The sequence below is a fragment of the Streptomyces sp. AC558_RSS880 genome, from assembly GCF_019049255.1.
Classification (GTDB): domain Bacteria; phylum Actinomycetota; class Actinomycetes; order Streptomycetales; family Streptomycetaceae; genus Streptomyces.
On the sequence record NZ_JAGMUJ010000007.1, the window covers coordinates 1 to 22,260 of the forward strand.

Annotated in this window: 24 protein-coding genes, 1 tRNA gene and 1 riboswitch; of the genes, 18 read left to right on the forward strand and 7 right to left on the reverse strand. The window is 70.2% G+C overall.

The genetic code is table 11. From position 1 onward, the window contains the following. The first annotated feature begins 302 nt into the window (after positions 1-302). Positions 303-1,055 (forward strand): MBL fold metallo-hydrolase, encoded by a 753-nt coding sequence (locus KUM38_RS02225; RefSeq protein ID WP_217127550.1) that lies wholly within the window; start codon positions 303-305, stop codon positions 1,053-1,055. Positions 1,056-1,129: 74 nt separating this feature from the next. Here KUM38_RS02225 and KUM38_RS02230 read toward each other — a convergent pair whose 3' ends face one another. Both KUM38_RS02230 and KUM38_RS02235 read right to left on the reverse strand, forming a co-directional pair. Next, positions 1,130-2,377: a PTS transporter subunit EIIC gene (locus KUM38_RS02230; protein ID WP_217127551.1), complete on the reverse strand. Its 1,248-nt coding sequence runs from the start codon at positions 2,375-2,377 to the stop codon at positions 1,130-1,132. A gap of 211 nt (positions 2,378-2,588) precedes the next feature. Next, positions 2,589-3,896, reverse strand: coding sequence for a PTS transporter subunit EIIC (locus KUM38_RS02235; protein WP_217127870.1), 1,308 nt, complete (start codon positions 3,894-3,896; stop codon positions 2,589-2,591). A 200-nt stretch (positions 3,897-4,096) separates the two neighbouring features. On the opposite strand from KUM38_RS02235, the gene KUM38_RS02240 reads away from it, so the two are divergent. From KUM38_RS02240 to rdgB, 4 genes are all read left to right on the forward strand, one after another. Then, positions 4,097-4,330, forward strand: coding sequence for a glucose PTS transporter subunit EIIB (locus KUM38_RS02240; protein ID WP_217127552.1), 234 nt, complete (start codon positions 4,097-4,099; stop codon positions 4,328-4,330). Between the two features lie 75 nt (positions 4,331-4,405). After that, positions 4,406-5,143 carry a ribonuclease PH gene (gene rph / locus KUM38_RS02245; protein ID WP_217127553.1) on the forward strand — a complete coding sequence of 246 codons (738 nt, stop codon included), beginning with the start codon at positions 4,406-4,408 and terminating at the stop codon, positions 5,141-5,143. A 144-nt stretch (positions 5,144-5,287) separates the two neighbouring features. Further along, positions 5,288-5,686 (forward strand): hypothetical protein, encoded by a 399-nt coding sequence (locus KUM38_RS02250; protein WP_217127554.1) that lies wholly within the window; start codon positions 5,288-5,290, stop codon positions 5,684-5,686. Between the two features lie 34 nt (positions 5,687-5,720). Then, on the forward strand, positions 5,721-6,323 hold the full coding sequence (rdgB, locus tag KUM38_RS02255; RefSeq protein WP_217127555.1) for an RdgB/HAM1 family non-canonical purine NTP pyrophosphatase: 603 nt from the start codon (positions 5,721-5,723) through the stop codon (positions 6,321-6,323). A 44-nt stretch (positions 6,324-6,367) separates the two neighbouring features. On the opposite strand, the gene KUM38_RS02260 is transcribed toward rdgB, so the two are convergent. Both KUM38_RS02260 and bcp read right to left on the reverse strand, forming a co-directional pair. After that, a tRNA-Leu gene (locus KUM38_RS02260) sits at positions 6,368-6,451 on the reverse strand. A gap of 39 nt (positions 6,452-6,490) precedes the next feature. Next, positions 6,491-6,958, reverse strand: coding sequence for a thioredoxin-dependent thiol peroxidase (gene bcp, locus KUM38_RS02265; protein ID WP_217127556.1), 468 nt, complete (start codon positions 6,956-6,958; stop codon positions 6,491-6,493). A 150-nt stretch (positions 6,959-7,108) separates the two neighbouring features. On the opposite strand from bcp, the gene KUM38_RS02270 reads away from it, so the two are divergent. The 3 genes from KUM38_RS02270 (at position 7,109) to KUM38_RS02280 (ending at position 8,338) form a co-directional block, all read left to right on the forward strand. Next, on the forward strand, positions 7,109-7,438 hold the full coding sequence (locus KUM38_RS02270; RefSeq protein WP_217127557.1) for a DUF3618 domain-containing protein: 330 nt from the start codon (positions 7,109-7,111) through the stop codon (positions 7,436-7,438). Between the two features lie 99 nt (positions 7,439-7,537). Continuing rightward, positions 7,538-7,840, forward strand: a complete 303-nt coding sequence (locus KUM38_RS02275; protein WP_203634995.1) for a co-chaperone GroES — start codon at positions 7,538-7,540, stop codon at positions 7,838-7,840. Positions 7,841-7,922: 82 nt separating this feature from the next. Then, positions 7,923-7,984: riboswitch (guanidine-III (ykkC-III) riboswitch) on the forward strand. A gap of 33 nt (positions 7,985-8,017) precedes the next feature. After that, a complete protein-coding gene (locus tag KUM38_RS02280; protein WP_030825380.1) occupies positions 8,018-8,338 on the forward strand; it encodes a multidrug efflux SMR transporter in 321 nt (106 codons plus the stop codon). Positions 8,339-8,352: 14 nt separating this feature from the next. On the opposite strand, the gene KUM38_RS02285 is transcribed toward KUM38_RS02280, so the two are convergent. Next, positions 8,353-10,695 carry a transglycosylase domain-containing protein gene (locus KUM38_RS02285; RefSeq protein ID WP_217127559.1) on the reverse strand — a complete coding sequence of 781 codons (2,343 nt, stop codon included), beginning with the start codon at positions 10,693-10,695 and terminating at the stop codon, positions 8,353-8,355. A 222-nt stretch (positions 10,696-10,917) separates the two neighbouring features. Between KUM38_RS02285 and KUM38_RS02290 the strand changes: the two genes are divergently transcribed. From KUM38_RS02290 to KUM38_RS02305, 4 genes are read left to right on the forward strand one after another with little or no spacing between them, the layout of a single operon-like run. Beyond that, positions 10,918-11,718, forward strand: coding sequence for an ABC-2 family transporter protein (locus KUM38_RS02290; protein WP_217127560.1), 801 nt, complete (start codon positions 10,918-10,920; stop codon positions 11,716-11,718). Further along, complete coding sequence (locus tag KUM38_RS02295) at positions 11,711-12,532, forward strand: ABC transporter permease (protein ID WP_217127561.1); 822 nt, start codon at positions 11,711-11,713, stop codon at positions 12,530-12,532. The genes KUM38_RS02290 and KUM38_RS02295 overlap by 8 nt, the downstream gene beginning before the upstream one ends. Before the next feature lie 6 nt (positions 12,533-12,538). Next, positions 12,539-13,513 carry an ATP-binding cassette domain-containing protein gene (locus tag KUM38_RS02300; RefSeq protein ID WP_217127562.1) on the forward strand — a complete coding sequence of 325 codons (975 nt, stop codon included), beginning with the start codon at positions 12,539-12,541 and terminating at the stop codon, positions 13,511-13,513. Positions 13,514-13,546: 33 nt separating this feature from the next. Continuing rightward, a complete protein-coding gene (locus tag KUM38_RS02305; RefSeq protein ID WP_217127563.1) occupies positions 13,547-14,350 on the forward strand; it encodes a DUF1707 domain-containing protein in 804 nt (267 codons plus the stop codon). A gap of 150 nt (positions 14,351-14,500) precedes the next feature. On the opposite strand, the gene KUM38_RS02310 is transcribed toward KUM38_RS02305, so the two are convergent. Beyond that, complete coding sequence (locus KUM38_RS02310) at positions 14,501-15,874, reverse strand: SGNH/GDSL hydrolase family protein (protein WP_217127564.1); 1,374 nt, start codon at positions 15,872-15,874, stop codon at positions 14,501-14,503. A 208-nt stretch (positions 15,875-16,082) separates the two neighbouring features. Between KUM38_RS02310 and KUM38_RS02315 the strand changes: the two genes are divergently transcribed. The 3 genes from KUM38_RS02315 (at position 16,083) to KUM38_RS02325 (ending at position 19,945) form a co-directional block, all read left to right on the forward strand. Then, positions 16,083-17,447, forward strand: a complete 1,365-nt coding sequence (locus KUM38_RS02315) for a DUF445 domain-containing protein (protein WP_217127565.1) — start codon at positions 16,083-16,085, stop codon at positions 17,445-17,447. Between the two features lie 357 nt (positions 17,448-17,804). Beyond that, on the forward strand, positions 17,805-19,283 hold the full coding sequence (locus KUM38_RS02320; protein WP_217127566.1) for an MFS transporter: 1,479 nt from the start codon (positions 17,805-17,807) through the stop codon (positions 19,281-19,283). Between the two features lie 221 nt (positions 19,284-19,504). Continuing rightward, on the forward strand, positions 19,505-19,945 hold the full coding sequence (locus KUM38_RS02325) for a DUF5980 family protein (RefSeq protein WP_217127567.1): 441 nt from the start codon (positions 19,505-19,507) through the stop codon (positions 19,943-19,945). A gap of 109 nt (positions 19,946-20,054) precedes the next feature. On the opposite strand, the gene KUM38_RS02330 is transcribed toward KUM38_RS02325, so the two are convergent. Further along, a complete protein-coding gene (locus KUM38_RS02330; protein ID WP_217127568.1) occupies positions 20,055-20,363 on the reverse strand; it encodes a hypothetical protein in 309 nt (102 codons plus the stop codon). A gap of 214 nt (positions 20,364-20,577) precedes the next feature. Here KUM38_RS02330 and KUM38_RS02335 point away from each other — a divergent pair, with 214 nt between their 5' ends. The 3 genes from KUM38_RS02335 to KUM38_RS02345 all read left to right on the forward strand — a co-directional run bounded on the left by KUM38_RS02335 (position 20,578) and on the right by KUM38_RS02345 (position 22,207). Beyond that, the gene (locus KUM38_RS02335) at positions 20,578-21,006 is read left to right on the forward strand and encodes an Hsp20/alpha crystallin family protein (RefSeq protein ID WP_217127871.1); all 429 of its coding nucleotides are present in this window, start codon (positions 20,578-20,580) and stop codon (positions 21,004-21,006) included. 167 nt (positions 21,007-21,173) lie between these two features. Continuing rightward, entirely contained in the window at positions 21,174-21,650 is a 477-nt protein-coding gene (locus tag KUM38_RS02340; protein ID WP_217127569.1) for a DUF2267 domain-containing protein, read from the forward strand. Positions 21,651-21,832: 182 nt separating this feature from the next. Next, a complete protein-coding gene (locus KUM38_RS02345) occupies positions 21,833-22,207 on the forward strand; it encodes a VOC family protein (protein WP_217127570.1) in 375 nt (124 codons plus the stop codon). Positions 22,208-22,260 lie beyond the last annotated feature (53 nt).

The window sequence follows — 22,260 nt, forward strand, 5'->3', positions numbered from 1 at the left end:
GCCCCCGGGACCGGTGCCCCCGCCCCCACCCGTCGACGAGCGCGGTGACGAGCGCGAGCAGTACCACCGCGGCGAGCGCGAGCCACCAGGCCGTGTCCATGCCCCGACCGTACCGGCGCGAGCCACCACCGAGCGCCCCCTCCGGCCCCGGCACGCGCCGCTTCCAGCCGAACCGGTGACACCACAGGTGAGTTCGCCCACAACGGCCCCTGGCGGAGGAGCGACCACAGGTTTTGCGCCTTACGCTCGACAAACCGCACGACCCCCGTCTCTCCACACCCGCCAGCGGAGGTTTCTGCTTCATGAAGCTCACCGTCGTCGGCTGCTCGGGGTCGTTCCCGTCCGCGGAATCGGCCTGCTCGAGCTACCTCGTCGAGGCCGACGGCTTCCGGCTGCTTCTCGACCTGGGCAACGGCGCCCTGGGCGAGCTGCAGCGCCACTGCGGTCTCTACGACCTCGACGCGATCTTCCTCAGCCACCTGCACGCCGACCACTGCATCGACATGTGCGGCTACTTCGTCGCGCGCTACTACCGGCACGACGGCGGCCGCTGCGCCCCCCTCCCGGTCTACGGCCCCGAGGGCACCGAGCACCGGCTCACCACCGCCTACGCCGACACCCCCACGGCCTCCTCCATGAGCGAGGTCTTCGACTTCCACACGGTCAAGCCGTCCACCTTCGAGATCGGCCCGTTCCTCGTCCACACCGAGCGCGTCGCGCACCCGGTCGAGGCGTACGGCATCCGCATCGAACACGGCGGCAGGACACTGACGTACTCCGGCGACACGGGCGTGAGCCCCGCGCTCGACGACCTCGCCCGCGACGCCGACCTCTTCCTGTGCGAGGCCGCCTTCACGCACGGCAAGGAGAACATCCCCGACCTGCACCTCAACGGCCGCGAGGCGGGTGAGACGGCGGCCCGCGCGGGCGCCCGCCGCCTGATCCTCACCCACATCCCCCCGTGGACCGACCCGCAGGTCAACCTCACCGACGCCCGCGCGGTGTACGACGGCCCGGTGGGGCTGGCGGCGCCCGGGGCGACGTACGAGATCTGAGACCGGAACGAGCGGGGCCCCCGGAAGCCGTGACGGCTTCCGGGGGCCCCGGTGTCATGTCGTACGAGGACGACTCACGCCTTCGTGGCGTCCTCGAGCTCCTCCTCGGGCTCACGGCCCGGGGTCGGAAGGTTGAACTTGACGATGGCGAAGCGGAAGAGCACGTAGTAGATCGCCGCGAACACCAGACCGATCGGGATGATCAGCCATGGCTTGGTCGCCAGGCTCCAGTTGAGCCCGTAGTCGATGGCGCCCGCGGAGAAGGTGAAGCCCGCGTGGACACCGAACGCCCAGGTGATCGCCATGGACAGGGCGGTGAGCACCGCGTGGATCGCGTACAGCACCGGGGCGATGAACATGAACGAGAACTCGATCGGCTCGGTCACACCGGTCACGAAGGAGGTCAGCGCGAGGGAGACCATCATGCCCATCACGGCCTTGCGGCGCTCCGGGCGGGCGGCGTGCGCGATGGCGATGGCGGCGGCCGGGAGGCCGAACATCATGATCGGGAAGAAGCCCGACATGAACTGCCCGGCGTCCGGGTCACCGGCGAAGAACCGGTTCAGGTCACCGTGCACGACCTCACCGGCCGCGTTGGTGAAGTCACCGATCTGGAACCAGGAGACGGTGTTCACGAACTGGTGCATGCCGATGGGGATCAGCGCGCGGTTGATCAGACCGAACAGACCGGCGCCCGCGGCACCCAGACCGGTGATCCACTCGCCGGCGTCGGAGATGACCTCACCGATCGGCTCCCAGACCAGACCGAAGAGGACACCCATGAGGGTGCCGACGAAGGCCATGATGATCGGGACGAGACGGCGGCCGTTGAAGAAGCCCAGCCAGTCCACCAGCTTCTTGCGGTGATAGCGCTGCCACAGCACGGCCGCCAGCAGACCCATCAGGATGCCGCCGAGAACACCGGGGTTGTTGTAGGTCGCGGCTATGTCCGCGCCGTCCTGCACCTTCGCCTCGGTGACCGGGAACGCCTTCAGGACGTTGCTGTAGACCAGGAAACCGACGAGTGCGGCGAGGGCGGTGGAGCCGTCGGCCTTCTTGGCGAAGCCGATCGCGACACCGATGCAGAACAGCATCGGGAGGTTGTCGAAGATCGCGCCGCCCGCCGTGGCGAACACCGCGGTGACCTTGTCGGGGAGGTTCAGCTTCTCCTGGACGTCGGTCTGGCCGAGCCGGAGCAGAATCCCCGCCGCCGGCAGCACGGCGATAGGCAGCTGCAGGCTGCGTCCGACCTTCTGCAGGCCCTGGAACAGGCCGGATCCCCGCTTCTTTGCGGGGGCCGCCGAGGCGGTGGCGGTGCTCATACTTCCTCCATCGGTGGTGGTCTACACCACTACTGGTGTAGACCTGTTGTAGCACGATGAAGGCCGCATAAGGAACCCATGATTCCTGCTACCGCCGGGCTACCCACCGTGCCCGCCCGGGACCGCTGAACGGAACCCTCCGCAGGGCACACCGAAGAGCCCCCGGACCCCACGGTCCGAGGGCTCGAACAGCCATCTCCAGCCTACGAGATCACGCCTTCGCCGCGTCCTCCACCTCCTCCTCCGGCTCCCGCCCCGGAGTCCTCAGATCGAACCGCGTGATCGCGAACCGGAAGACCACGTAATACACCGCCGCGAAGCACAGCCCGATCGGAATGATCAGCCACGGCTTGGTCGCCAGGTTCCAGTTGATGACGTAGTCGATGAGCCCCGCCGAGAAGCTGAACCCGTCCTTCACCCCCAACCCCCACGTCACCGCCATCGACACACCCGTCAGCACCGCGTGGACCACATACAGCAACGGCGCGATGAAGAGGAAGGAGTACTCCAGCGGCTCGGTGATACCGGTCACGAACGACGTCAGCCCCACCGACAGCATCAGCCCGCCCACCTCCTTGCGCCGGTGCGGCTTCGCACAGTGCGTGATCGCCAGCGCGGCGGCCGGCAGCGCGAACATCATGATCGGGAAGAAACCGGTGGTGAACTGGCCCGCGGTCGGATCACCCGCCAGGAACATGTTGATGTCGCCGTGCACCACCGCGCCGTCCGGCCTGGTGTAACTGCCGAACTGGAACCACATCGGCACGTTCAGGAACTGGTGCAGCCCGATCACCAGCAACGCCCGGTTCGCGATCCCGAACACACCCGCGCCCCACGCGCCCAGGCCGTTGAGCCAGTCGCTGAAACTCTCCAGCCCGTCACCGATCGGCGGCCACACCCACAGACACAGCGCCGCGAACACGATCGCCGCGAACGCCATGATGATCGGGACGAGACGCCGCCCGTTGAAGAAGCCGAGCCAGTCCACCAGCTTCGTCCGGTGGAACCGCTGCCAGAAGTACGCCGCCATCAACCCGATGACGATCCCGCCGAACACCCCCGGATTCTGATACGTGAACGCCGTCACCGTCCCGTCGGCCACCCGGCAGCCCACCATCGGCACCGCCTCCGACCCCCGAGGACAGTCCTCCGGGAACTGACGCAGCACGTTGTAATAGACGAGGAACCCCGCCACCGCCGCCAACGCCGTCGACCCGTCCGCCTTCTTCGCCATCCCGATGGCCACACCCACACAGAACAGCAGCGGCAACCCCAGCGAACCGTCCAGCAGCGCCCCACCCGCGCCCATCATCACCTTGGAGACGTTCGTCCAGCCCAGACCCTCGTCCCCGAACACATCCGGCTGCCCCAGCCGGTTCAGGATGCCCGCCGCCGGCAGCACCGCGATCGGCAACTGCAGACTCCGCCCCATCTTCTGCAAACCCTGGAACAAACGGTTCCAGCGCTCACGCGCGGGAGAGACCGTCCCCCCGGCGCCGGCGGCACTCTCGGCACTCATCCGGTCCCTCTCCCTGGAGAGCAGTCTGGCGAAGCGGCGACAGCGGGTTTGGCGGCAGTCCACCCGGTGGTGTAGACCAGTCAGGCAGGACGGTCCCGCTGTCGTGACGCCATCATCCGGCCCCCACGACAGGACCGCTCGCAAAGATGGGCCAACTGTGGGTTACTGCGACAAAGCGGTTCGGATCAGGGAGAACGAACATGGCCACCAAGGCTGAGAAGATCGTTGCCGGGCTCGGCGGCATCGACAACATCGAAGAAGTCGAAGGCTGCATCACCCGCCTCCGCACCGAAGTCGTCGACCCCGCCAAGGTCGACGAAGCCGCCCTCAAGGCCGCCGGCGCCCACGGCGTCGTCAAGATGGGCAGCGCCATCCAGGTCGTCATCGGCACCGACGCCGACCCCATCGCAGCCGAAATCGAAGACCTGATGTAAGCCACGGCCACACCTTCGGGGCCCCTCCCCACCGGAGAAGGGGCCCCTTCCCCCTGTACGGCTAGGCTCAACGCCATGTCTCGAATCGACGGCCGCACCCCCGAACAACTCCGCCCGGTCACCATCGAACGCGGCTGGAGCAAGCACGCCGAAGGCTCCGTCCTCGTCTCCTTCGGCGACACCAAAGTCCTCTGCACCGCCTCCGTCACCGAAGGCGTCCCCCGCTGGCGCAAAGGCAGCGGCGAGGGCTGGGTCACCGCCGAATACGCGATGCTCCCCCGCGCCACCAACACCCGCGGCGACCGCGAATCCGTCCGCGGCCGCATCGGCGGCCGCACCCACGAGATCAGCCGCCTCATCGGCCGCTCCCTCCGCGCCGTCATCGACTACAAAGCCCTCGGCGAGAACACCATCGTCCTCGACTGCGACGTCCTCCAGGCCGACGGCGGCACCCGCACCGCCGCCATCACCGGCGCCTACGTCGCCCTCGCCGACGCCGTCCAATGGGCCCAGGGCAAGAAACTCATCAAAGCCGGACGCCACCCCCTCACCGGCACCGTCAGCGCCGTATCCGTCGGCATCGTCGCCGGCGTCCCCCTCCTCGACCTCCGCTACGAGGAAGACGTCAAGGCCGACACCGACATGAACGTCGTCTGCACCGGCGACGGCCGCTTCGTCGAAGTCCAGGGCACCGCCGAAGCCGAACCCTTCGCCCGCGACGAACTCAACGCCCTCCTCGACCTCGCCGTCACCGGCTGCACCGAACTCGCCGCCGCCCAGCGCGCCGCACTTGATACCGTCCTCGAAAGGTAAAGGACACACCAAGGCAGTCGGCCGACGCGGGCAACCGCGCCGGCCGCCGCCGCGTCTGAAGAGATACGGGCGCACGGCTCACCCCCGAGCGCCCGGCCAACGACCAGGGCCGCACACCGGCCCGACAAGGGGAGGGACCGTTCCATGGCCGCGAGCCGCCGACGCCGCACCGCAGCCGTCGCCGCCACCCTGGCGGCCGTCGCGCTGACCGCCGGACTCACCACCGGCTGCGCCGCCGTCGACAAGGCACTGGACTGCGTCCAGACCGCCGACGCCATCGCCGACAGCGTCACCGACATGCAGCAAGCCGTCGAAAACGCCGGCAACGACGTCACCCAGCTCGAGGAATCCCTCGAATCCATAGACAAGAACCTCGGCGAAATCGGCGACAAGACCGACAACGCCGACGTGAGCAAGGCCGTCGACGACCTCGAAAAGGCCGTGCAGAACGTCCGCACCTCCATCCAGAACGGCGACGAGACCCCCGACATCAGCCCCGTCACCGACGCCGCCGGCGAACTCACCAAGGTCTGCACGCCGTAACCAGCGGCCGGCGAGGCCCGGGATACTGAACCCCATGACCCGCCTGATCCTCGCCACCCGCAACGCCGGAAAGATCACCGAACTGCGCGCGATCCTCGCCGACGAGGGCCTGCCCCACGACCTCGTCGGCGCCGACGCCTACCCCGACGTCCCCGACGTCAAGGAAACCGGCGTCACCTTCGCCGAGAACGCGCTCCTCAAGGCGCACGCCCTCGCCCAGGCCACCGGCCTCCCCGCCGTCGCCGACGACTCCGGCCTCTGCGTCGACGTCCTGGGCGGCGCCCCCGGCATCTTCTCCGCCCGCTGGTCCGGCACCCACGGCAACGACAAGGCCAACCTGGACCTCCTCCTGGCCCAGCTCTCCGACATCGCCGACGAACACCGGGGCGCCCACTTCGCCTGTGCGGCGGCCCTGGCACTCCCCGACGGCACGGAGCGCGTGGTCGAGGGCCAGTTGCGGGGCACCCTCCGCCACGCCCCCGCCGGCACCGGCGGCTTCGGCTACGACCCGATCCTCCAGCCGGAGGGCGAGACCCGCACCTGCGCGGAACTGACCCCGGCCGAGAAGAACGCCATCAGCCACCGGGGGAAGGCGTTCCGGGCATTGGTACCGGTGGTGCGGGAGCTGCTGGGCTGACTCATAAAGACGCCCCCCGCCTTTGTTTCAAAGGTGGGGGGCGGTGCGGCCGGTGGGATTCGAACCCACACGGGAGTTACCCCACTGGGATCTAAACCCAGCGTGACTGCCAGTTCCACCACGGCCGCGTGATGCTGCCCAGCCATGCTAGCGGCCGGGCAGCGGACTCAGATGCCCAGATCCTTGATGATCTTGGCTACGTGGCCCGTCGCGCGGACGTTGTAGAGGGCGCGTTCGACCTTGCCCTGCTCGTCGACGACGATCGTGGAGCGGATGACGCCCATGTAGGTCTTGCCGTAGTTCTTCTTCTCGCCGTAGGCGCCGTACGCGTCGAGGACCGTCTTGTCGGGGTCGGCGAGGAGGGTGACCTTCAGGGACTCCGCCTCGCGGAACTTGGCGAGCTTCTCCGGCTTGTCGGGGGAGATGCCGATGACGTCGTAGCCGGCGCCCGCGAGCAGCTCCAGGTTGTCGGTGAAGTCGCAGGCCTGCTTGGTGCAGCCGGGGGTGAGGGCGGCGGGGTAGAAGTAGACGATGACCTTGCGGCCCTTGTGGTCGGCCAGGGACACCTCGTTGCCGTCGGCGTCGGGCAGGGTGAAGGCGGGGGCCTCGTCCCCGGGCTGGAGGCGGTCGCTCATCGGTCTGGTCTCCTCGTACGTACGCGCTGGGTGGATCGGGTGCCGGGATCGAGGGTAACCGGGGGTCCTGGCCGTGCGCGGCGGCGTGGAGCTGACAGACTGTCCGGCACAGGTACACAACAGGTATCAGTGGATTTCGGAGGCGGCACGGTGGCGGACACGGCGGACACCAGGACCCCGGCGCAGATCGAGGCGGACATCAGGCGCCGTCGTGCGGTGCTGGCCGAGACCCTGGACGAGATCGGCGTGCGGGTGCATCCGAAGACGATCGTGGGGGATGCCAAGGCCCGGGTCGTCTCGAACGTGGATCACACGCTGGGGCGGGCGTACGTCCGGGTCAACGGTGTGGTGAGTGATGTGAAGGCGCAGTTCGTGGACGAGGAGGGTGCGCCCCGGCTGGAGCGGGTGGTTCCGGTGGCGGTGCTGGTGGTGGGGGTCGTGGGGCTGCTGGCTCTGGGGTCCCGTCGGCGCAGGCGATGACCCCGAGCGCGTGCGTTCGGGGCGGATGCAGGTAGGTTTCAGGACGTGAGCGCCAAGAGACACGAGCACCGTTCCCATGACGACAAGCTGCCCATCCGGATGCTGCACGATCGCGTACTCGTGCGGCAGGACACGAGTGAGGGCGAGCGGCGTTCGGGGGGCGGCATTCTGATTCCCGCGACGGCGGCGGTGGGCCGTCGGCTGGCCTGGGCCGAGGTGGTCGCGGTGGGGCAGAACGTACGGACCGTGGAGCCGGGTGACCGGGTGTTGTACGACCCGGAGGACCGGGCGGAGGTCGAGGTGCGGGGGACGGCGTACGTGCTGATGCGGGAGCGTGATCTGCACGCCGTGGCCGCGGACCGTTTCGAGGGTTCCGAGGATTCGACCGGGTTGTACCTGTAGACCTGTAGACCTGTAGTTCGATGGTGGGAAGGGGCTGGTGACCGTTGTCACCGGCCCTTTTCCCGTTTCCGGGCTAGGGTGGAGGGACCCGAGAGGGCCCCGACGAGACGCGCCGTACCGGGGTGAAGGCAAAGACGACGCACCCCCGTTTCCGTTCGTGTCCCGGAGGTGCCTGTCATGGCCTGGGTTCTGCTCGTGGTCGCCGGTCTGCTGGAGGTCGGCTGGTCGGTGGGGATGAAGTACACCGATGGTTTCACCCGGCTGGTTCCGAGTCTGCTCACCGGTGCGGGCATCGTGACGAGCATGCTGCTGCTGTCGTACGCGGCTCGTACGCTGCCGATCGGTACGGCGTACGGCGTGTGGGTGGGGATCGGTGCGGCCGGGGCGGCGGTGCTGGGCATGCTGGTGCTGGGTGAGCCGGTGACGGCGGCGCGGATCTTCTTCATCTGTCTGTTGCTGGTGGCGGTGGTGGGGTTGAAGGCGACGTCCGGGCACTGAGCCGCGGGTGTTCCTCAGTCCCAGTGGCCGTTCTGGGTGAGGGCGCCGGTGAGGCCGCCCGGGCCGGGGTCGTCGTCCCCGTTGGTGTCGCCGTCGTCGGTGTCGTCGGTGGTTCCCGAGCCGTCGGTCGTTGCGTTGTCGTCCCCGGTGTCGCCGCCGGTGGTGGTGCCGCCGTCGGTCTGTCCCTGGGGCGACTCCGCTCCGTCCTGGCCGGTGGATTCGTCTCCTGTCTCCGTCTCGCCCGGTGTCTCGCCGCCGTCTCCGCTGTCGGCGTCGCTCGGGTCGCCGGTCGAGGGGGACGGGTCGGTGCTGGAGTCGCCGGGGGGTGGCTGGGTCTTCCAGGCGCCGGGCTGGAGGCGAAGGGTGAAGGCCGTGACCGGTGCGTCCTGGAGGGCTTCGCGGGTGTACTGGCCCCAGATCTCGGCGGGGGCGCCGCCGCCGTTGATGCGGGGCAGGCCCATGGCGCCGTAGAGGGGTTTGTGGCCGGCGGTGACGGGGTCCTGGCCCATGACGGCGACGACGGTGGCGAGGTCGGGGGTGTAGCCGGCGAACCAGGCGGCGGTGTCCTCCTCGGCGGTGCCGGTCTTGCCGGCGGCGGGGCGGCCGGCGGTCTGGGCGGCGGTGGCGGTGCCGCTCTCGACGACGCCGCGCAGGACGGAGGTGGTGGTGTCGGCGGCCTGGCGGCTGACGGCCTGGCGGGTGTGGCGTTCGGGCAGTTCGACGTTCCGCCCGTTCTGGGTGACCTTCTCGATCATGGTGTAGTCGCCGTGTTTGCCGTGGTTGGCGAGGGTGGCGTACGCCTCGGCCATGTCGAGGACGCTGGCGGTGGCGACGCCGAGGGCGATGGAGGGCCCGGCGTCGTCGAGGCTGGGGGTGTTCTCGGACAGGCCCAGGTCGATGGCGGTCCGACGGACCTTGTCGGGGCCGACGTCGACGGCCATCTGTGCGTACACGGCGTTGACGGACTTGTCGGTGGCCTCGCGGACGGTGATGTCGCCGTAGTCGCGGTGGTCCTCGTTCTCGGGGGCGTAGCGGTCGCCGGGCCAGCCCTGGACGGGGCGTTCGCTGGTGCCGTCGTAGATGGTGTTGGGGGTGATGGGGCGGCCGTCGCGGGTGCGGGAGCCGTTCTCGACGGCGGCGGTGAAGACGAACGGTTTGAAGCTGGAGCCGACCTGGAAGTCCCGGCGGGTGGCGTTGGGGGTGTACTGCTTGACGTAGTCGATGCCGTTGTACATGGCGACGACCTTGCCGGTCTTGACGTCGATGGAGGCGCCGCCGGCGCGGACGTAGGTGTCGACCTCGCGGTTCTCCTGGTCGAGCCGGTCCATGAGTTTGTCGTTGACGGCGTCGACGAAGGCGTCCTGCTTGTCCTTGTGCAGGGTGGTGGTGATGCGGTAGCCGCCGGCGTCGAGGGCGGCCTCGTCGACGATCTTGTCGTCGATCAGCTGGTCCTTGACGATGTTCACGATGTAGCCGCGCTGTCCGGACAGGCTGGTGGAGACGGTGGTCCGCTGGGGTACGGGGAATGTCAGGCCGGCGCGTTCGGAGGCGCTGAGCCAGCCTTCGTCGACCATGCCGTCGAGGACGTAGTTCCAGCGGCGTTCGACGGTGTCGCGGTTCTCGGGGTGGGTGATGACGTCGTACTGGCTGGGGGCGTTGACGAGGGCGGCGAGGTAGGCGGCGCGGGCGGCGTCGAGTTCGGAGGCGTCGATGCCGTAGTAGGCGTGGGCGGCGGACTGGATGCCGTAGGCGCCGCGGCCGAAGAAGCTGGTGTTGAGGTAGCCCTCGAGGATCTGGTCCTTGCTCTGTTCGCGGTCGAGTTTGATGGAGATGAAGAACTCCTTCACCTTGCGGGTGACGGTCTGTTCCTGGCGGAGGTAGTAGTTCTTCACGTACTGCTGGGTGATGGTGGAGCCGGACTGTCTGCCCTTGCCGGTGGCGGTGTTCCAGGCGGCGCGGACCATGGCCTGGGGGTCGATGGCGGACTCGGTGTAGAAGTCGCGGTCCTCGGCGGCCAGGACGGCGTGCTGGGCGTCCTTGGAGATCTGGGAGAGGGCGACGTTCTCCCGGTTGACCTCGCCGTCGCGGGCGATGACGGAGCCGTCGGCGTAGAGGTAGACGTTGGCCTGCTGGGTGGCGAGGGCGTTGGCGGCGGGGATCTGTACGAGGTGGTAGCCGAGGAAGAAGCCGCCGACGACGAGTGCGGCGGTGATGAGGAGGCCGCCGAGGACCATTCGCCAGGTGGGGAGCAGCCGGTGCCATCCGGTGCGTTCGGGCCGCTTCGGGGCGGTGGCCGCCGGGGGTTTTCTCGGTGCCCAGCCCTTTTCGGGCTGCTGCGGCTGCGGCTCGTCGCTCATGTCGTGCACGGACTCCCGTTTCGCCTGGTTCGTTCCACTGCGCCGTGGTGTGTGCGTCTTATTCAAGACTGTCCCTTCCGGTGACGCGTCCCCGTTGACGCCGTGCGGGGCGCGCGCACGCGGCTTGTCACACACATGGCCCCAACGAAAATGCGTGGCAGGGGGTACGGCGGGCGCACTAGGCTCCTGCGCTTCGGTGCCGGATGCGGGAGGGGGCGGGGCGTGGGCTCGGCGCGGTTGTACCTGGCCGTCGCGGTGGGGGGTTTCCGGCGGTACGCGTCGTACCGGGTGGCGACGGCGGCCGGGGTGTTCACCAATACGGTGTTCGGGCTGATCCTCGTGTACACGTATCTGGCGTTGTGGGAGGAGCGGCCGGGTCTCGGCGGCTACGACCAGGCGCAGGCGGTCACGTACGTGTGGCTGGGGCAGTGTCTCTACGCGACGCTGGCGATCCAGGGCGGGGGTGCCGAGAAGGACCTGATGGAACGCATCCGGACGGGTGAGATCGCCGTCGATCTGTACCGGCCGGTGGATCTGCAGGTGTGGTGGCTGGCGGGTGACGTGGGGCGGGCGGCGTTCCAGACGCTGGGGCGGGGGGTGGTGCCGTTCGTGTTCGGCTGGCTGTTCTTCCCGATGGCGTTGCCGGCGGAGGTCACCGCGTGGGCGGCGTTCGCGGTCACGCTGCTGCTGGCGGCGGTGGTGAGTTTCGCGATCCGCTATCTGGCGGCGCTGAGCGTGTTCTGGCTGATGGACGGCATGGGTGTCAGCCAGGTGCTGATGATCACGGGGGTGTTCTTCTCGGGCATGGTGCTGCCGCTGAACGCCTTCCCGGGCGGGCTCGGTGACGTGGTGCGGATGTTGCCGTGGGCGGCGCAGATCCAGGTGCCGGCGGATGTGCTGATGGGGGAGACGGACGTGCTGGGGGCGTTCGTGTTCCAGGCGGCGTGGGCGGTGGCGCTGCTGGCGGCGGGGCGGCTGGTGCAGTCGGCGGCGACGCGGCGGGTGGTGGTGCAGGGTGGGTGAGCGCGGTGTGCTGGTGGAGGGGCTGCGGGCCTACGGGCTGATCGCCGGGATGTGGGTGCGGTCGGGCATGACGTACCGCACGTCCTTCGTCTTCACGGTGTTCGGGAACCTGTTGGTGACCGGGCTGGACTTCGTGGGGATCCTGCTGATGTTCTCGCAGGTCGACTCGCTGGGCGGCTGGTCGCTGCCGGAGATCGCCCTGCTGTACGGGTTGTCGGCGACGGCGTTCGGGATCGCCGACCTGGTGCTCGGTTCGATGGACGTGCTGGGCGGGCGGATGCGGGACGGCTCGTTCGACGTCCTGCTGGTGCGTCCGGCGCCGGTGCTGGCGCAGGTCGGCGCGGATCATTTCGCGGTGCGCCGGCTGGGGCGGGTCACTCAGGGCGTGGTGGTGCTGGGTTGGGCGCTGGCCTCGGTCGAGGTCGACTGGAGCGTGGTGAAGGTGCTGCTGGTGCCGGTGATGGTGGTCAGCGGCGCGGCGATCTTCTCGGCGGTGTTCGTGGCGGGCGCCGCGTTCCAGATCTACGCGCAGGACGCGGCCGAGGTGCAGAACGCGTTCACGTACGGCGGGAGCACGCTGTTGCAGTATCCGCCGAGCGTGTTCGGGAAGGATCTGGTGCGGGGGGTGACGTTCATGCTGCCGCTCGCCTTCGTCAACTGGGTGCCCGCCGCGTACGTGCTGGAGCGGCCGTATCCGATCGGGCTGCCGGGGTGGGCGGCGTTCGCGTCGCCGCTGGTGGCGGTCGGCTGCTGCGTGCTGGCGGGGCTGGCGTGGCGGACGGGTCTCAGGTCGTACCGGAGTACGGGGAGTTAGCAGGCTGTGGACGCTTTCATCGAACTCGACGGCGTGGAGAAGGTCTTCGACGTGCGCAGGAAGACCGGCTTCATGAAACGGGAGCGGCATCGGGTGCGGGCGGTCGACTCGATCTCCTTCACGGTGGCGCGGGGCGAGATGGTCGGCTACATCGGCCCGAACGGCGCCGGGAAGTCGACGACGATCAAGATGCTGACGGGGATCCTCACGCCGAGCGGCGGGCGGCTGCGGGTCGCCGGGATCGATCCGTCCCGGGAGCGGACGCGGCTGGCGCACCGCATCGGGGTGGTGTTCGGGCAGCGTACGACGCTGTGGTGGGACCTGCCGCTGATCGACTCGTACCGGCTGATGCACCGCATGTACCGCATCCCGGACGCGCGGTACCGGGAGAACCTGGAGCGGCTGACCGAACTCCTCGACCTGGGTGAGCTGTTGGACGTTCCGGTGCGTCAGCTCTCGCTCGGTCAGCGGATGCGCGGGGACATCGCGGCGGCGCTGCTGCACGACCCGGAGGTGCTGTACCTCGACGAGCCGACGATCGGTCTGGACGTCGTCTCCAAGACCAAGGTGCGGGACTTCCTGCGGCAGTTGAACGCCGAGCGGGCCACGACGGTGCTGCTGACCACGCACGACCTGCAGGACATCGAGCAGTTGTGCTCACGGGTGATGGTCATCGACCACGGCCGGCTGGTGTACGACGGTTCGCTCGCCGGGCTGCACGAGGCGGGGGAGAGCGAACGGACGCTGGTGGTGGACCTGGAGCGGGAGCTGCCGCCGATCGAGGCGCCCGCGCCCGCGCGGGTGGTACGGGTGGAGGGGGCGCGGCAGTGGCTGTCGTTCCCGGCGTCGGCGTCGGCGGCCGAACTGGTGGCGCGGGTCGCGGCCCGGTACCCGCTGGTGGACCTGTCGGTGCGGGAGCCGGACATCGAGGCGGTCATCGCGACCATGTACGCGGAGCGAGCCGGCCGGGCCCTCTCGTAGCCGTGCGGCGGAGACAACTCGTAGGCTGCTGGTATGACCGAAGACGCAGCCGTCCCGGACCTCCGTGCCTCCGACGCCGACCGTGAACGGGTCGCCGAGATCCTGCGGGACGCCCTCGCGGAGGGCCGCCTGGACATGGAGGAGTTCGAGGAGCGGCTGGACGCGACGTACAAGGCGCGCACGTACGGGGAGCTGACGCCGATCACCCGCGACCTGCCGGACCGGGGGGCGGCCGTACCGGCCGTGTCCCTGACCAAGGAGCCCGCGCGGGGCGGCGGTTGGGGGGACAGGATCGTCGGCGGTGACGACGCGGTGACGTCGTCGTGGGCCGTGGCCGTGATGTCGGGCTTCCAGCGCAAGGGCCACTGGACGGCGCCGCGCCGCTTCAACTGCTTCGCCTTCTGGGGCGGCGGGGAGATCGATCTGCGGGACGCGTACTTCGCGGACCGCGAGGTCGTCATCAACGCGGTCGCGATCATGGGCGGGGTGGAGGTGATCGTCCCGCCCGGCGTCGAGGTCGTCGTGCGCGGCATCGGTGTCATGGGCGGCTTCGACCACCGCGAGGAGGGTGTACCGGGCGAGCCGGGCGCCCCGCGCGTGATCGTCACGGGCTTCGCCTTCTGGGGCGGCGTCGGCGTCGACCGCAAACTGCCCCGCGCGGAGAAGCAGCGCCTGCGCGAGGAACGCCGCAGGGAGAAACTGGAACGCAAGGAGCAGCGCCGCCGCGAACTGGAAGGATCCCTCCCCGACCTCCACGACCACCTGAACCTCCACGACCACCTGGACCTCCACGGCCGCCCGGAGGAACGCGAGCCGCGCGGACGCGACGACCGTTGACGTCGGACGGGCGAATGCAGCCCCTCCGGCGACACTTCAGCCCCTCTGGGGGTGCCCCCTTCGGGGGAGTTCGAGGAGCGGGGTCCGGAGCGGAGCCCCGGGTACGGGACGGGTAGGGGCGGAGGGGGCGGAACAAACGCCCGCGACCCCCTACAACCGCGCCGGAGCCCCACCCTTCAGATCGTCCAGATCGAACTCCTCCGCCATCCGGGTGTACCCCCTGTCGTTCGGATGAAGATGATCACCGGAGTCGTACTCCGGGCGGAACCGCCGCGGATCGTACGGATCACGAAGCGCCTCGTCGAAGTCGACGACCGCGTCGAACACCCGCCCCGCACGGATCTCCGCGTTGATCCGCTGCCGCACGTCTTCCCGCGCGTCGGTGTACCCGCCGTGTCCGCCGAACGGCATGAGCGTCGCCCCCACGACCTTCACCCCCCGCGCATGGGCCCGCTCGACCAGCGCGTTCAGTCCCGCGACGATCGTGTCCGGATCGGCGGTCCCCGGATGGCGCAGGATGTCGTTGATGCCGAGCGCGACGACGACGACCTCGACGTCCGTCCGGCCCAGGACGTCCCGCTCGAACCGGTTCAGCCCACTGGGATTCGTGGCCGGCCGCCCCAGCCTGTCGGCGAGGAGCTGGTTCCCGCTGATCCCCTCGTTGACGACGCTGTGGTGCGGCACGTCCCGCCCGTCCTCGACCGCCTCCCGCAGCCGGTCGGACAGCACGTCCGGCCACCGGTTGTTCTCCCCGGTCGTCGAGGTGGCGCCGTCGGTCAGCGAGTCCCCGAGGGCGACGACCGTGCCGTCCGACTCGTTGCTCAGCACGTCCAGCGCGGTCACGTACCGCCAGACCTTGCTCTGCCCGGTGTACACCGCCCCCGTCGCGTCCAGGGTGTGCTCGCCGTCGGCGACGTACGAGATCTGGCGCGCGTGCGGGTGATGGGTGACCGGCCCGGAGGCGGTGGGGGAGTACGTCGTGATCAGGACGTCCCCGTCGTGCGGGACGGCGATGCGCGCCACGTCGCTCGTCACCTGCTCGCCCGCCGGGACGACGACCGTCGGGCTCCCGGCGAAGGTCAGCGGCCGCATGGTCTCCGCGAGCGCCTCCGCGGTGTCCGGGTCCGCGGACACCGCGATCGAGGCGTGCGTGATGGTCAGCGGCGACTGGCCGTAGAGGTTGGACAGCGTGACGCGGGCACTCGTACCGCCGGCGCTGGTGTGGACGACGTTGCGCACCGAGCGGCCCGCGAGGCCGGTCGTCTCGGTGCCGGGCTCGCCCGCGACCGGGGAGGTGGCCCAGGAGGTGACCCAGGTGCCGGCGGAGGCGGGCGCGGCCGGGTCGTGCCGGGCGCCGCGGCCGCCGGCGAGGGTGTCGCGCTCCCGCATGCGGCCGTCGGCTCCGACGTCGGCACCGACGTAGATGGTGGCGGAGACCGCCACGATCGCGGCGACGATCGCGGCGAGCAGGGCACGCTGCTTGGCGGGAGGCGCCTCGGCGTCCCCGTCACGACCCCGGGTCATGCTGTTCTGTTCTCCTCGGGAGAGGGAGCCCGAGGCTCCGATCCGGTGAACCCATGATGATCCATGGGCCGGGAAGACTGACCGGAGGGACCCTTAGGTGATCCCCCTGGACAAACCCCCTCCGGACAGACGCCGGGAACTCCTGTTCCGTTCCAGGAGTCGGTCAGGAAGGGACAATGTGTGAGGGATCACCGAGCGGGTGGAGCGGATGGAACGGACCGAAGCGGCGGAAACATCGGAAAAGGCAGAAAGCGGCGGCCGGGACGCTGAGGGGCGGCATGCCCGCACCGGCGCCTTCACGAACCGCGCGATGACGACGTTCAGCCCCGCGGACGAGGAGAAGCAGCGCGGGGTGCGCCGGATGAAGCTCACCGCCACCGGCCTGCTGCTGTTCGTCACCGTCGTCTACGTCCTCATGGAATGGGCCTCCCACCAGGGCGCCGGCCCCTGGGCGGGCTATGTCGCCGCCGCGGCCGAGGCCGGCATGGTCGGCGCGCTCGCCGACTGGTTCGCCGTCACCGCGCTCTTCCGCCACCCGCTCGGCCTGCGCATCCCGCACACCGCGATCATCCCCACGAAGAAGGACCAGCTCGGCGTCTCCCTCGGTGAGTTCGTCGGCGAGAACTTCCTCTCCGAGGACGTCGTACGGCAGCGGCTGCGCGCCGTCGGCATCGGCAGCCGGCTCGGCGCCTGGCTCGCCGTCCCCGAACACGCCGACCGGGTCACCGCCGAGCTGTCGGCGGCCCTGCGCGGCGCCCTCACCGTGCTGCGCGACTCCGACGTCCAGGCGGTGGTCGGCGAGGCCATCACCCGCCGCGCCGACGCCCAGGAGATCGCGCCCGGCATGGGCAAGCTGCTGGAGCGGATCGTCGCCGACGGCGGTCACAAACGGGCCGTCGACGTCATCGTCACCCGCGCGCACGACTGGCTGGTGCTGCACAGCGACACCGTGATGGACGCCGTCCACGGCGGCGCGCCCGGCTGGACCCCCAGATTCGTCGACCGCAAGGTCGGCGAGCGCGTCTACAAGGAGCTGCTGCGCTTCGTCACCGAGATGCGCGACATGCCCGCCCACCCCGCGCGCGGCGCCCTCGACCGCTTTCTCACCGACTTCGCCTCCGACCTCCAGTCCGACACCGACACCCGCGCCCGCGTCGAACGCCTCAAGAGCGAGGTCCTCGGCCGGGGCGAGGTGCAGGACCTGATCGCCTCCGCGTGGACCGCCGTACGGGCCATGATCGTCTCGGCGGCGGAGGACGAGCGCAGCGAACTCCGCCTGCGCGTGCGCGCCTCGCTGCTCTCCCTGGGCGCCCGCATGTCGCTCGACCCCAAGGTGCAGGGCAAGGTCGACGGCTGGCTGGAGGGCGCGGCGGTGTACGTGGTCACCACCTACCGCAAGGAGATCACCTCCCTGATCACGGACACGGTGGCGAGCTGGGACGCCGAGCACACCACGAAGAAGATCGAGGCCAACATCGGCCGGGACCTGCAGTTCATCCGCATCAACGGCACGGTGGTCGGCTCCCTGGCGGGGCTGCTGATCTACACGATCTCCCAGGCTCTGGGCGCGTAGCGCGGCGCGGCATGCCGCGCCGCGCGGCGGGACGGCCGAAGGGCCACGGGGTGCGCCGGAGCGGGACGCCGCGGGTCCGTCGTGGCGGGGCGCGCGGCTCCCCGCGTCCCGCCGAGGACGACCCGCCGTGGGCCCCCTCCGCTCCCGTGGGTACTGGCCGGCGGTGACCGCGACTCCCCAGGGACGCGGGGCTGTGCTGATACGCGGCTCCGCCGCGCGGGCGCGAACAACCACGACGCGCCGCAACCCGATACCCCCACGGGCCCCCTTGCACATCCCCTCATGCCAAAGCGGGCGGGCGTGAAAACGCCCGCCCGGGGCATCCGACGGGGGTTCGCTTCGCCAGGGAGGGAGCCCATGACCACCGCGCAGTCCGGGACCAGACACACCGTCACCACCAGTATCCCCGCCCGCCTGGACCGCCTCCCGTGGTCCCGCTGGCACTGGACCGTCGTCATCGGTCTCGGCACCGTGTGGATCCTCGACGGCCTGGAGGTCACGGTCGTCGGCAACATCGCGAGCCGCCTGTCCGAACCGGGCAGCGGACTGCCCATCACCTCCGGCGAGGTCACCGGCGTCGCCGCCGCCCTCTACGTCGCCGGCGCCTGCGCGGGCGCCCTCTTCTGGGGCCGCCTGACCGACGTCTGGGGCCGCAAGAAGCTCTTCATGATCACCCTCGCGGTCTACCTCGGCGCCACCGCCCTCACCGCGGTCGCCTTCGACACCTGGTGGTTCTTCCTCTTCCGCTTCCTCACCGGCTTCGGCATCGGCGGCGAGTACGCGGCCATCAACTCCGCGGTCGACGAGCTGATCCCGGCGCGGTACCGGGGCCGCGTCGACCTGATGATCAACGGCAGCTTCTGGCTGGGCGCGGTCGGCGGCTCCCTGCTGTCGATCCTCGCCCTGAACACCGACGTCTTCCCGGCGGACGTCGGCTGGCGCCTGACCTTCGCCCTCGGCGCCGTACTCTCCCTGGTCATCCTCCTCGTACGCCGTCACGTCCCCGAAAGCCCGCGCTGGCTGCTGATCCACGGCCGCGACGAGGAGGCGGAACGCATCGTCGGCGACATCGAGCGACAGGTCGAGGCCGAGCGGAACGAACCGCTGCCCCGCGCGGAGGGCGAACTCACCATCCGCCAGCGTGAGAACGTCACGTTCACCGAGATCGCCCGCACCGTCTTCGCCGAATACCGCAAGCGCTCGGTCCTCGGCTTCTCCCTCTTCATCGGCCAGGCGTTCCTCTACAACGCCATCACCTTCGGCTTCGGCGCGATCCTGACCACGTTCTTCGACGTCCCGTCAGGGAACACCGGCTACTACTTCGCCGTGATCGCGGTCGGCAACTTCCTGGGCCCGCTGCTGCTCGGCAAGCTCTTCGACACGGTGGGCCGCCGGGTGATGATCTCCGGCACGTACCTGCTCTCGGGCATCCTGCTGTTCGGCACGGCCTGGCTCTTCGACCGGGGTTCGCTCAACGCGACGACCCTCACCGCCTGCTGGTGCGCCGTCCTGTTCTTCGCCTCGGCCGGCGCGAGCAGCGCGTACCTGACGGTCTCCGAGGTCTTCCCCATGGAGACCCGCGCGATGTCCATCGCCTTCTTCTACGCCCTCGGCACCGCCGCCGGCGGCATCAGCGGCCCCCTGCTGTTCGCGAAGCTCACGGAAACGGGCGTGGTCGGCGACACGGTCCTCGCCTTCCAGATCGGCGCCGGCCTGATGTGCGCGGCGGGCCTGGTGGCCGCGTTCCTCGCGGTGAAGGCGGAACGCCGCTCCCTGGAGGACATCGCGATCCCGCTGTCGGTGGCCGGGGCGAAGGAGGGGACGGCGGGGAAGTGACCGGGCCGCAGGGTCGTAGGGCCACGGAAGGACCCTTGTCGGACACCGGACGGCGACATCAGGCCACTGGTCTTTGAAAGTGCAACTACCCCCTTGTTCGAGGATCGTCACGCGGGTGACACTCGCTGACGGCGGCCGGCCCCCCTCGGCCCGGTGGTCCGGGCCGGCGGGAACGTCGTACCGCCTCGTGCGTCCCCATGCCCTCGATCATGGAGGTACCGATGAAAACAAGCCGTCGCGGGGCCGGATTACTCCTCGGTCTGTCCTCGGCCCTGACGTTCTCCCTCCTCGGCGCGTCCCCGGCGTCCGCCTCGACCTCGACGTGGACGCTGGAGGCCGAGGGGCAGGTGCGGTGTGTCCGTGGTGGATTCTCATGGACGTACGCCCTGTCCCCGGTGTCCGGAAGCTGGTCGAAACCCATCACGACCGGCATCCGCAACCTGCCGGGCAAGTCCTCCGCCAACCTGGGCCGTCAGATCATCCCCCCGGGCACGAACGAACGTGACCCCGCTGACGGCAGCCTGCCCGTCAACGGCTACGTCTTCTTCTCCCTGGGGCTGGCACCGGTCGGTGAGTACACCGCCGAGATCTACGCCACCGACGGCGAGCGGACCGAGACCGACCAGCTGAAGATCGTCTACCAGGACGAGTACTGCCAGTAGGTCCCGTGGAACGATCCTGAGCCATGGTGCCCGGGTACTCGGCCCGTCGGCCGGCCGGTCCGGGCACCATGGCGCGGTCGCCGGAACACCCTCGCGCGGCCGCCCTCCCTCAGCCCCGTCCCCGCCGGTCGGCCACCGCCCACGAGGCGAGCGCCACGGCGCCCGCCACCCCGAACACGGCCGGCCAGGCACCCACCTTCTTCGCCAGCGGGTGCGACCCCGCGAACGCGGCGACGTACGCCACCGACAGCGCCCCCGCCGCCCTGCCCCCGGCCCGCTCCCGCCACTGCTGCGCGGCGGCGGCCCCGGCGGCGGCGAGCACGACCCCGCCCAGCTGTCGCTTCCGCGTCCAGCGGGCCACGCCGTACCCCCCGACGAGTCCACTCGCCGCCACCACGGAACTCGGTACCTTCGCCATGCCTGCCGCCTCCTGCCACTGCGCCGGCCCACCGGGCCGGGGTCGTCCGGACTCCGAGGCTAGCGCTCCGGGAGACGGCCCCCGCGCCCAGGCCCGCAACCGGTCGTGCGACACAACCTGAGTCCAAGCTTGTCAACTTTCCTCCCCCGAGCTATATAAGAAGGCAAGACCGTAAGGGCATCGCAGATGACACCCACGGAAGGAGATGACCGTGATGCTCATGCGTACCGACCCGTTCCGCGAATTCGACCGACTCGCGCAGCAGGTCTTCGGCGCCACCCCCACCGGCCGTCCCGCGGCGATGCCGATGGACGCCTACCGCTCGGGGGACGACTTCATCGTCCACTTCGACCTCCCCGGCATCGACCCGGAGACGATCGAGCTCGACGTCGAGCGCAACGTCCTCAACGTGCGCGCCGAGCGCCGCTCCCCGGCGCCCGAGGGAGCGGAGACCGTGGTCGCCGAGCGGCCCACCGGCACCTTCACCCGCCAGCTGTTCCTCGGGGACACCCTGGACACGGAACGCATCGACGCGTCGTACGAGTCCGGCGTCCTGACCCTGCGGATCCCGGTCGCCGAACAGGCCAAGCCGCGCCGCATCCAGATCACCGGCGGCGACAGCCGCAAGCAGATCGGCGGCTGACCCCCGCGCGTCCCGCGCACCCCACGCGTCCCGCGGACCCGAATGGTCCGCGGGACGCGCCCCCGCGCGCATCCGGCCCGGAGGACGGCACATGCCCGGGAAGAACCGGGGCACTGGAGAACCGGAGACCGGGGCACTGGAGAACCGGAGAAGGAGAGAAGCACCGGATGACCACGCTGACACCGCAGAAGCCCGCGACCGTGAAGCAGGCCGGAGGCGTCCCGGCCCCGGCAGCCGCCCCCCGGAACGACGGCTGGCACCAACTGATCGACGCCGTGCGGGAGTCGGGCCAGTACCCGACACGGTCACAGGCGGAGAACGTCACCCGCGTCGTCCTCTCCGCCCTCGGCGGCCACGTCGTCGGCGACGAGCGCGTCGACCTGGCCCGCGCCCTGCCCGAGGAGGCGGCGAGAGCGGTCGCCTCGCAGATCCCGGTGAACCGCAGACTGACCGCCGCGGAGTTCGTCGACTCGGTGGCCGCCCGCATCGAGGGCGCGACCCCGGCCACGGCCCGCTGGGACGTCAGCTCGGTCCTGGGCGTCCTGCCCGAACTGGTCGGCGACGCCCTGATCACCCGCGTCCTGGCCCAACTGCCGCCGGGCTACGCCCTGCTCTTCGGCCGGGCGGAACTGTCCCCGGCGTGACGACCGGGCCGCGGCCCCCGCACACGTGAAAACCGTCCGACGTGATCCGGCCCCGGACCCCTGTCCGGGGCCGGATCACGTCCGGATCCCGTCACCGCCCGCCAAACGGTTCGACGACACCCCTCCCCGCGCGCCATCCTGCGAGCCGGCACCCACGCCGACCACCCGCCCCTGGAGGACCGTTGAACCCCACCCTCCGCCACATCACCTTCGACTGCACCGGCGACCCCTACGACCTCGCCACGTTCTGGAGCGCGATGCTGGGCAACCCGCTCGCCGACGACGACAAGCCCGGCGACCCGGAGGCCCTGATCGCGGACCCGGCCGGCGGGCCCGGCCTGCTCTTCGTGCGCGTGGCGGAGGGAAAGACCGCCAAGAACCGCCTCCACTTCGACCTCAGGCCGACCGGCCGCACCCGGGCACAGGAGGTCGCCCGTGCCATCGGGCTCGGCGCCCGCCAACTGGCCGACCACACCCGCCCCGACGGCGGGGGCTGGGTCACCCTGGCCGACCCCGAAGGGAACGAGTTCTGCATAGAGCGGGGTGACCTGGACTGAAACGAACACGCGGTGAGCGAAGCGTGTACGTCCGCACCCCCGAGAGCGTACGA

Coding starts and splice junctions, on each gene's coding strand:
- rdgB (WP_217127555.1), top strand. CDS start 5,721: ATGACCCGCCTGATCCTCGCCACCCGCAACGCCGGAAAGATCACCGAA.
- KUM38_RS02240 (WP_217127552.1), top strand. CDS start 4,097: ATGGCCACCAAGGCTGAGAAGATCGTTGCCGGGCTCGGCGGCATCGAC.
- KUM38_RS02280 (WP_030825380.1), top strand. CDS start 8,018: ATGGCCTGGGTTCTGCTCGTGGTCGCCGGTCTGCTGGAGGTCGGCTGG.
- KUM38_RS02230 (WP_217127551.1), bottom strand. CDS start 2,377: ATGAGCACCGCCACCGCCTCGGCGGCCCCCGCAAAGAAGCGGGGATCC.
- KUM38_RS02275 (WP_203634995.1), top strand. CDS start 7,538: ATGCTGCACGATCGCGTACTCGTGCGGCAGGACACGAGTGAGGGCGAG.
- KUM38_RS02235 (WP_217127870.1), bottom strand. CDS start 3,896: ATGAGTGCCGAGAGTGCCGCCGGCGCCGGGGGGACGGTCTCTCCCGCG.
- KUM38_RS02305 (WP_217127563.1), top strand. CDS start 13,547: ATGACCGAAGACGCAGCCGTCCCGGACCTCCGTGCCTCCGACGCCGAC.
- KUM38_RS02315 (WP_217127565.1), top strand. CDS start 16,083: ATGGAACGGACCGAAGCGGCGGAAACATCGGAAAAGGCAGAAAGCGGC.
- KUM38_RS02330 (WP_217127568.1), bottom strand. CDS start 20,363: ATGGCGAAGGTACCGAGTTCCGTGGTGGCGGCGAGTGGACTCGTCGGG.
- bcp (WP_217127556.1), bottom strand. CDS start 6,958: ATGAGCGACCGCCTCCAGCCCGGGGACGAGGCCCCCGCCTTCACCCTG.
- KUM38_RS02225 (WP_217127550.1), top strand. CDS start 303: ATGAAGCTCACCGTCGTCGGCTGCTCGGGGTCGTTCCCGTCCGCGGAA.
- KUM38_RS02325 (WP_217127567.1), top strand. CDS start 19,505: ATGAAAACAAGCCGTCGCGGGGCCGGATTACTCCTCGGTCTGTCCTCG.
- KUM38_RS02310 (WP_217127564.1), bottom strand. CDS start 15,874: ATGACCCGGGGTCGTGACGGGGACGCCGAGGCGCCTCCCGCCAAGCAG.
- KUM38_RS02285 (WP_217127559.1), bottom strand. CDS start 10,695: ATGAGCGACGAGCCGCAGCCGCAGCAGCCCGAAAAGGGCTGGGCACCG.
- KUM38_RS02250 (WP_217127554.1), top strand. CDS start 5,288: ATGGCCGCGAGCCGCCGACGCCGCACCGCAGCCGTCGCCGCCACCCTG.
- KUM38_RS02335 (WP_217127871.1), top strand. CDS start 20,578: ATGCTCATGCGTACCGACCCGTTCCGCGAATTCGACCGACTCGCGCAG.
- rph (WP_217127553.1), top strand. CDS start 4,406: ATGTCTCGAATCGACGGCCGCACCCCCGAACAACTCCGCCCGGTCACC.
- KUM38_RS02340 (WP_217127569.1), top strand. CDS start 21,174: ATGACCACGCTGACACCGCAGAAGCCCGCGACCGTGAAGCAGGCCGGA.
- KUM38_RS02320 (WP_217127566.1), top strand. CDS start 17,805: ATGACCACCGCGCAGTCCGGGACCAGACACACCGTCACCACCAGTATC.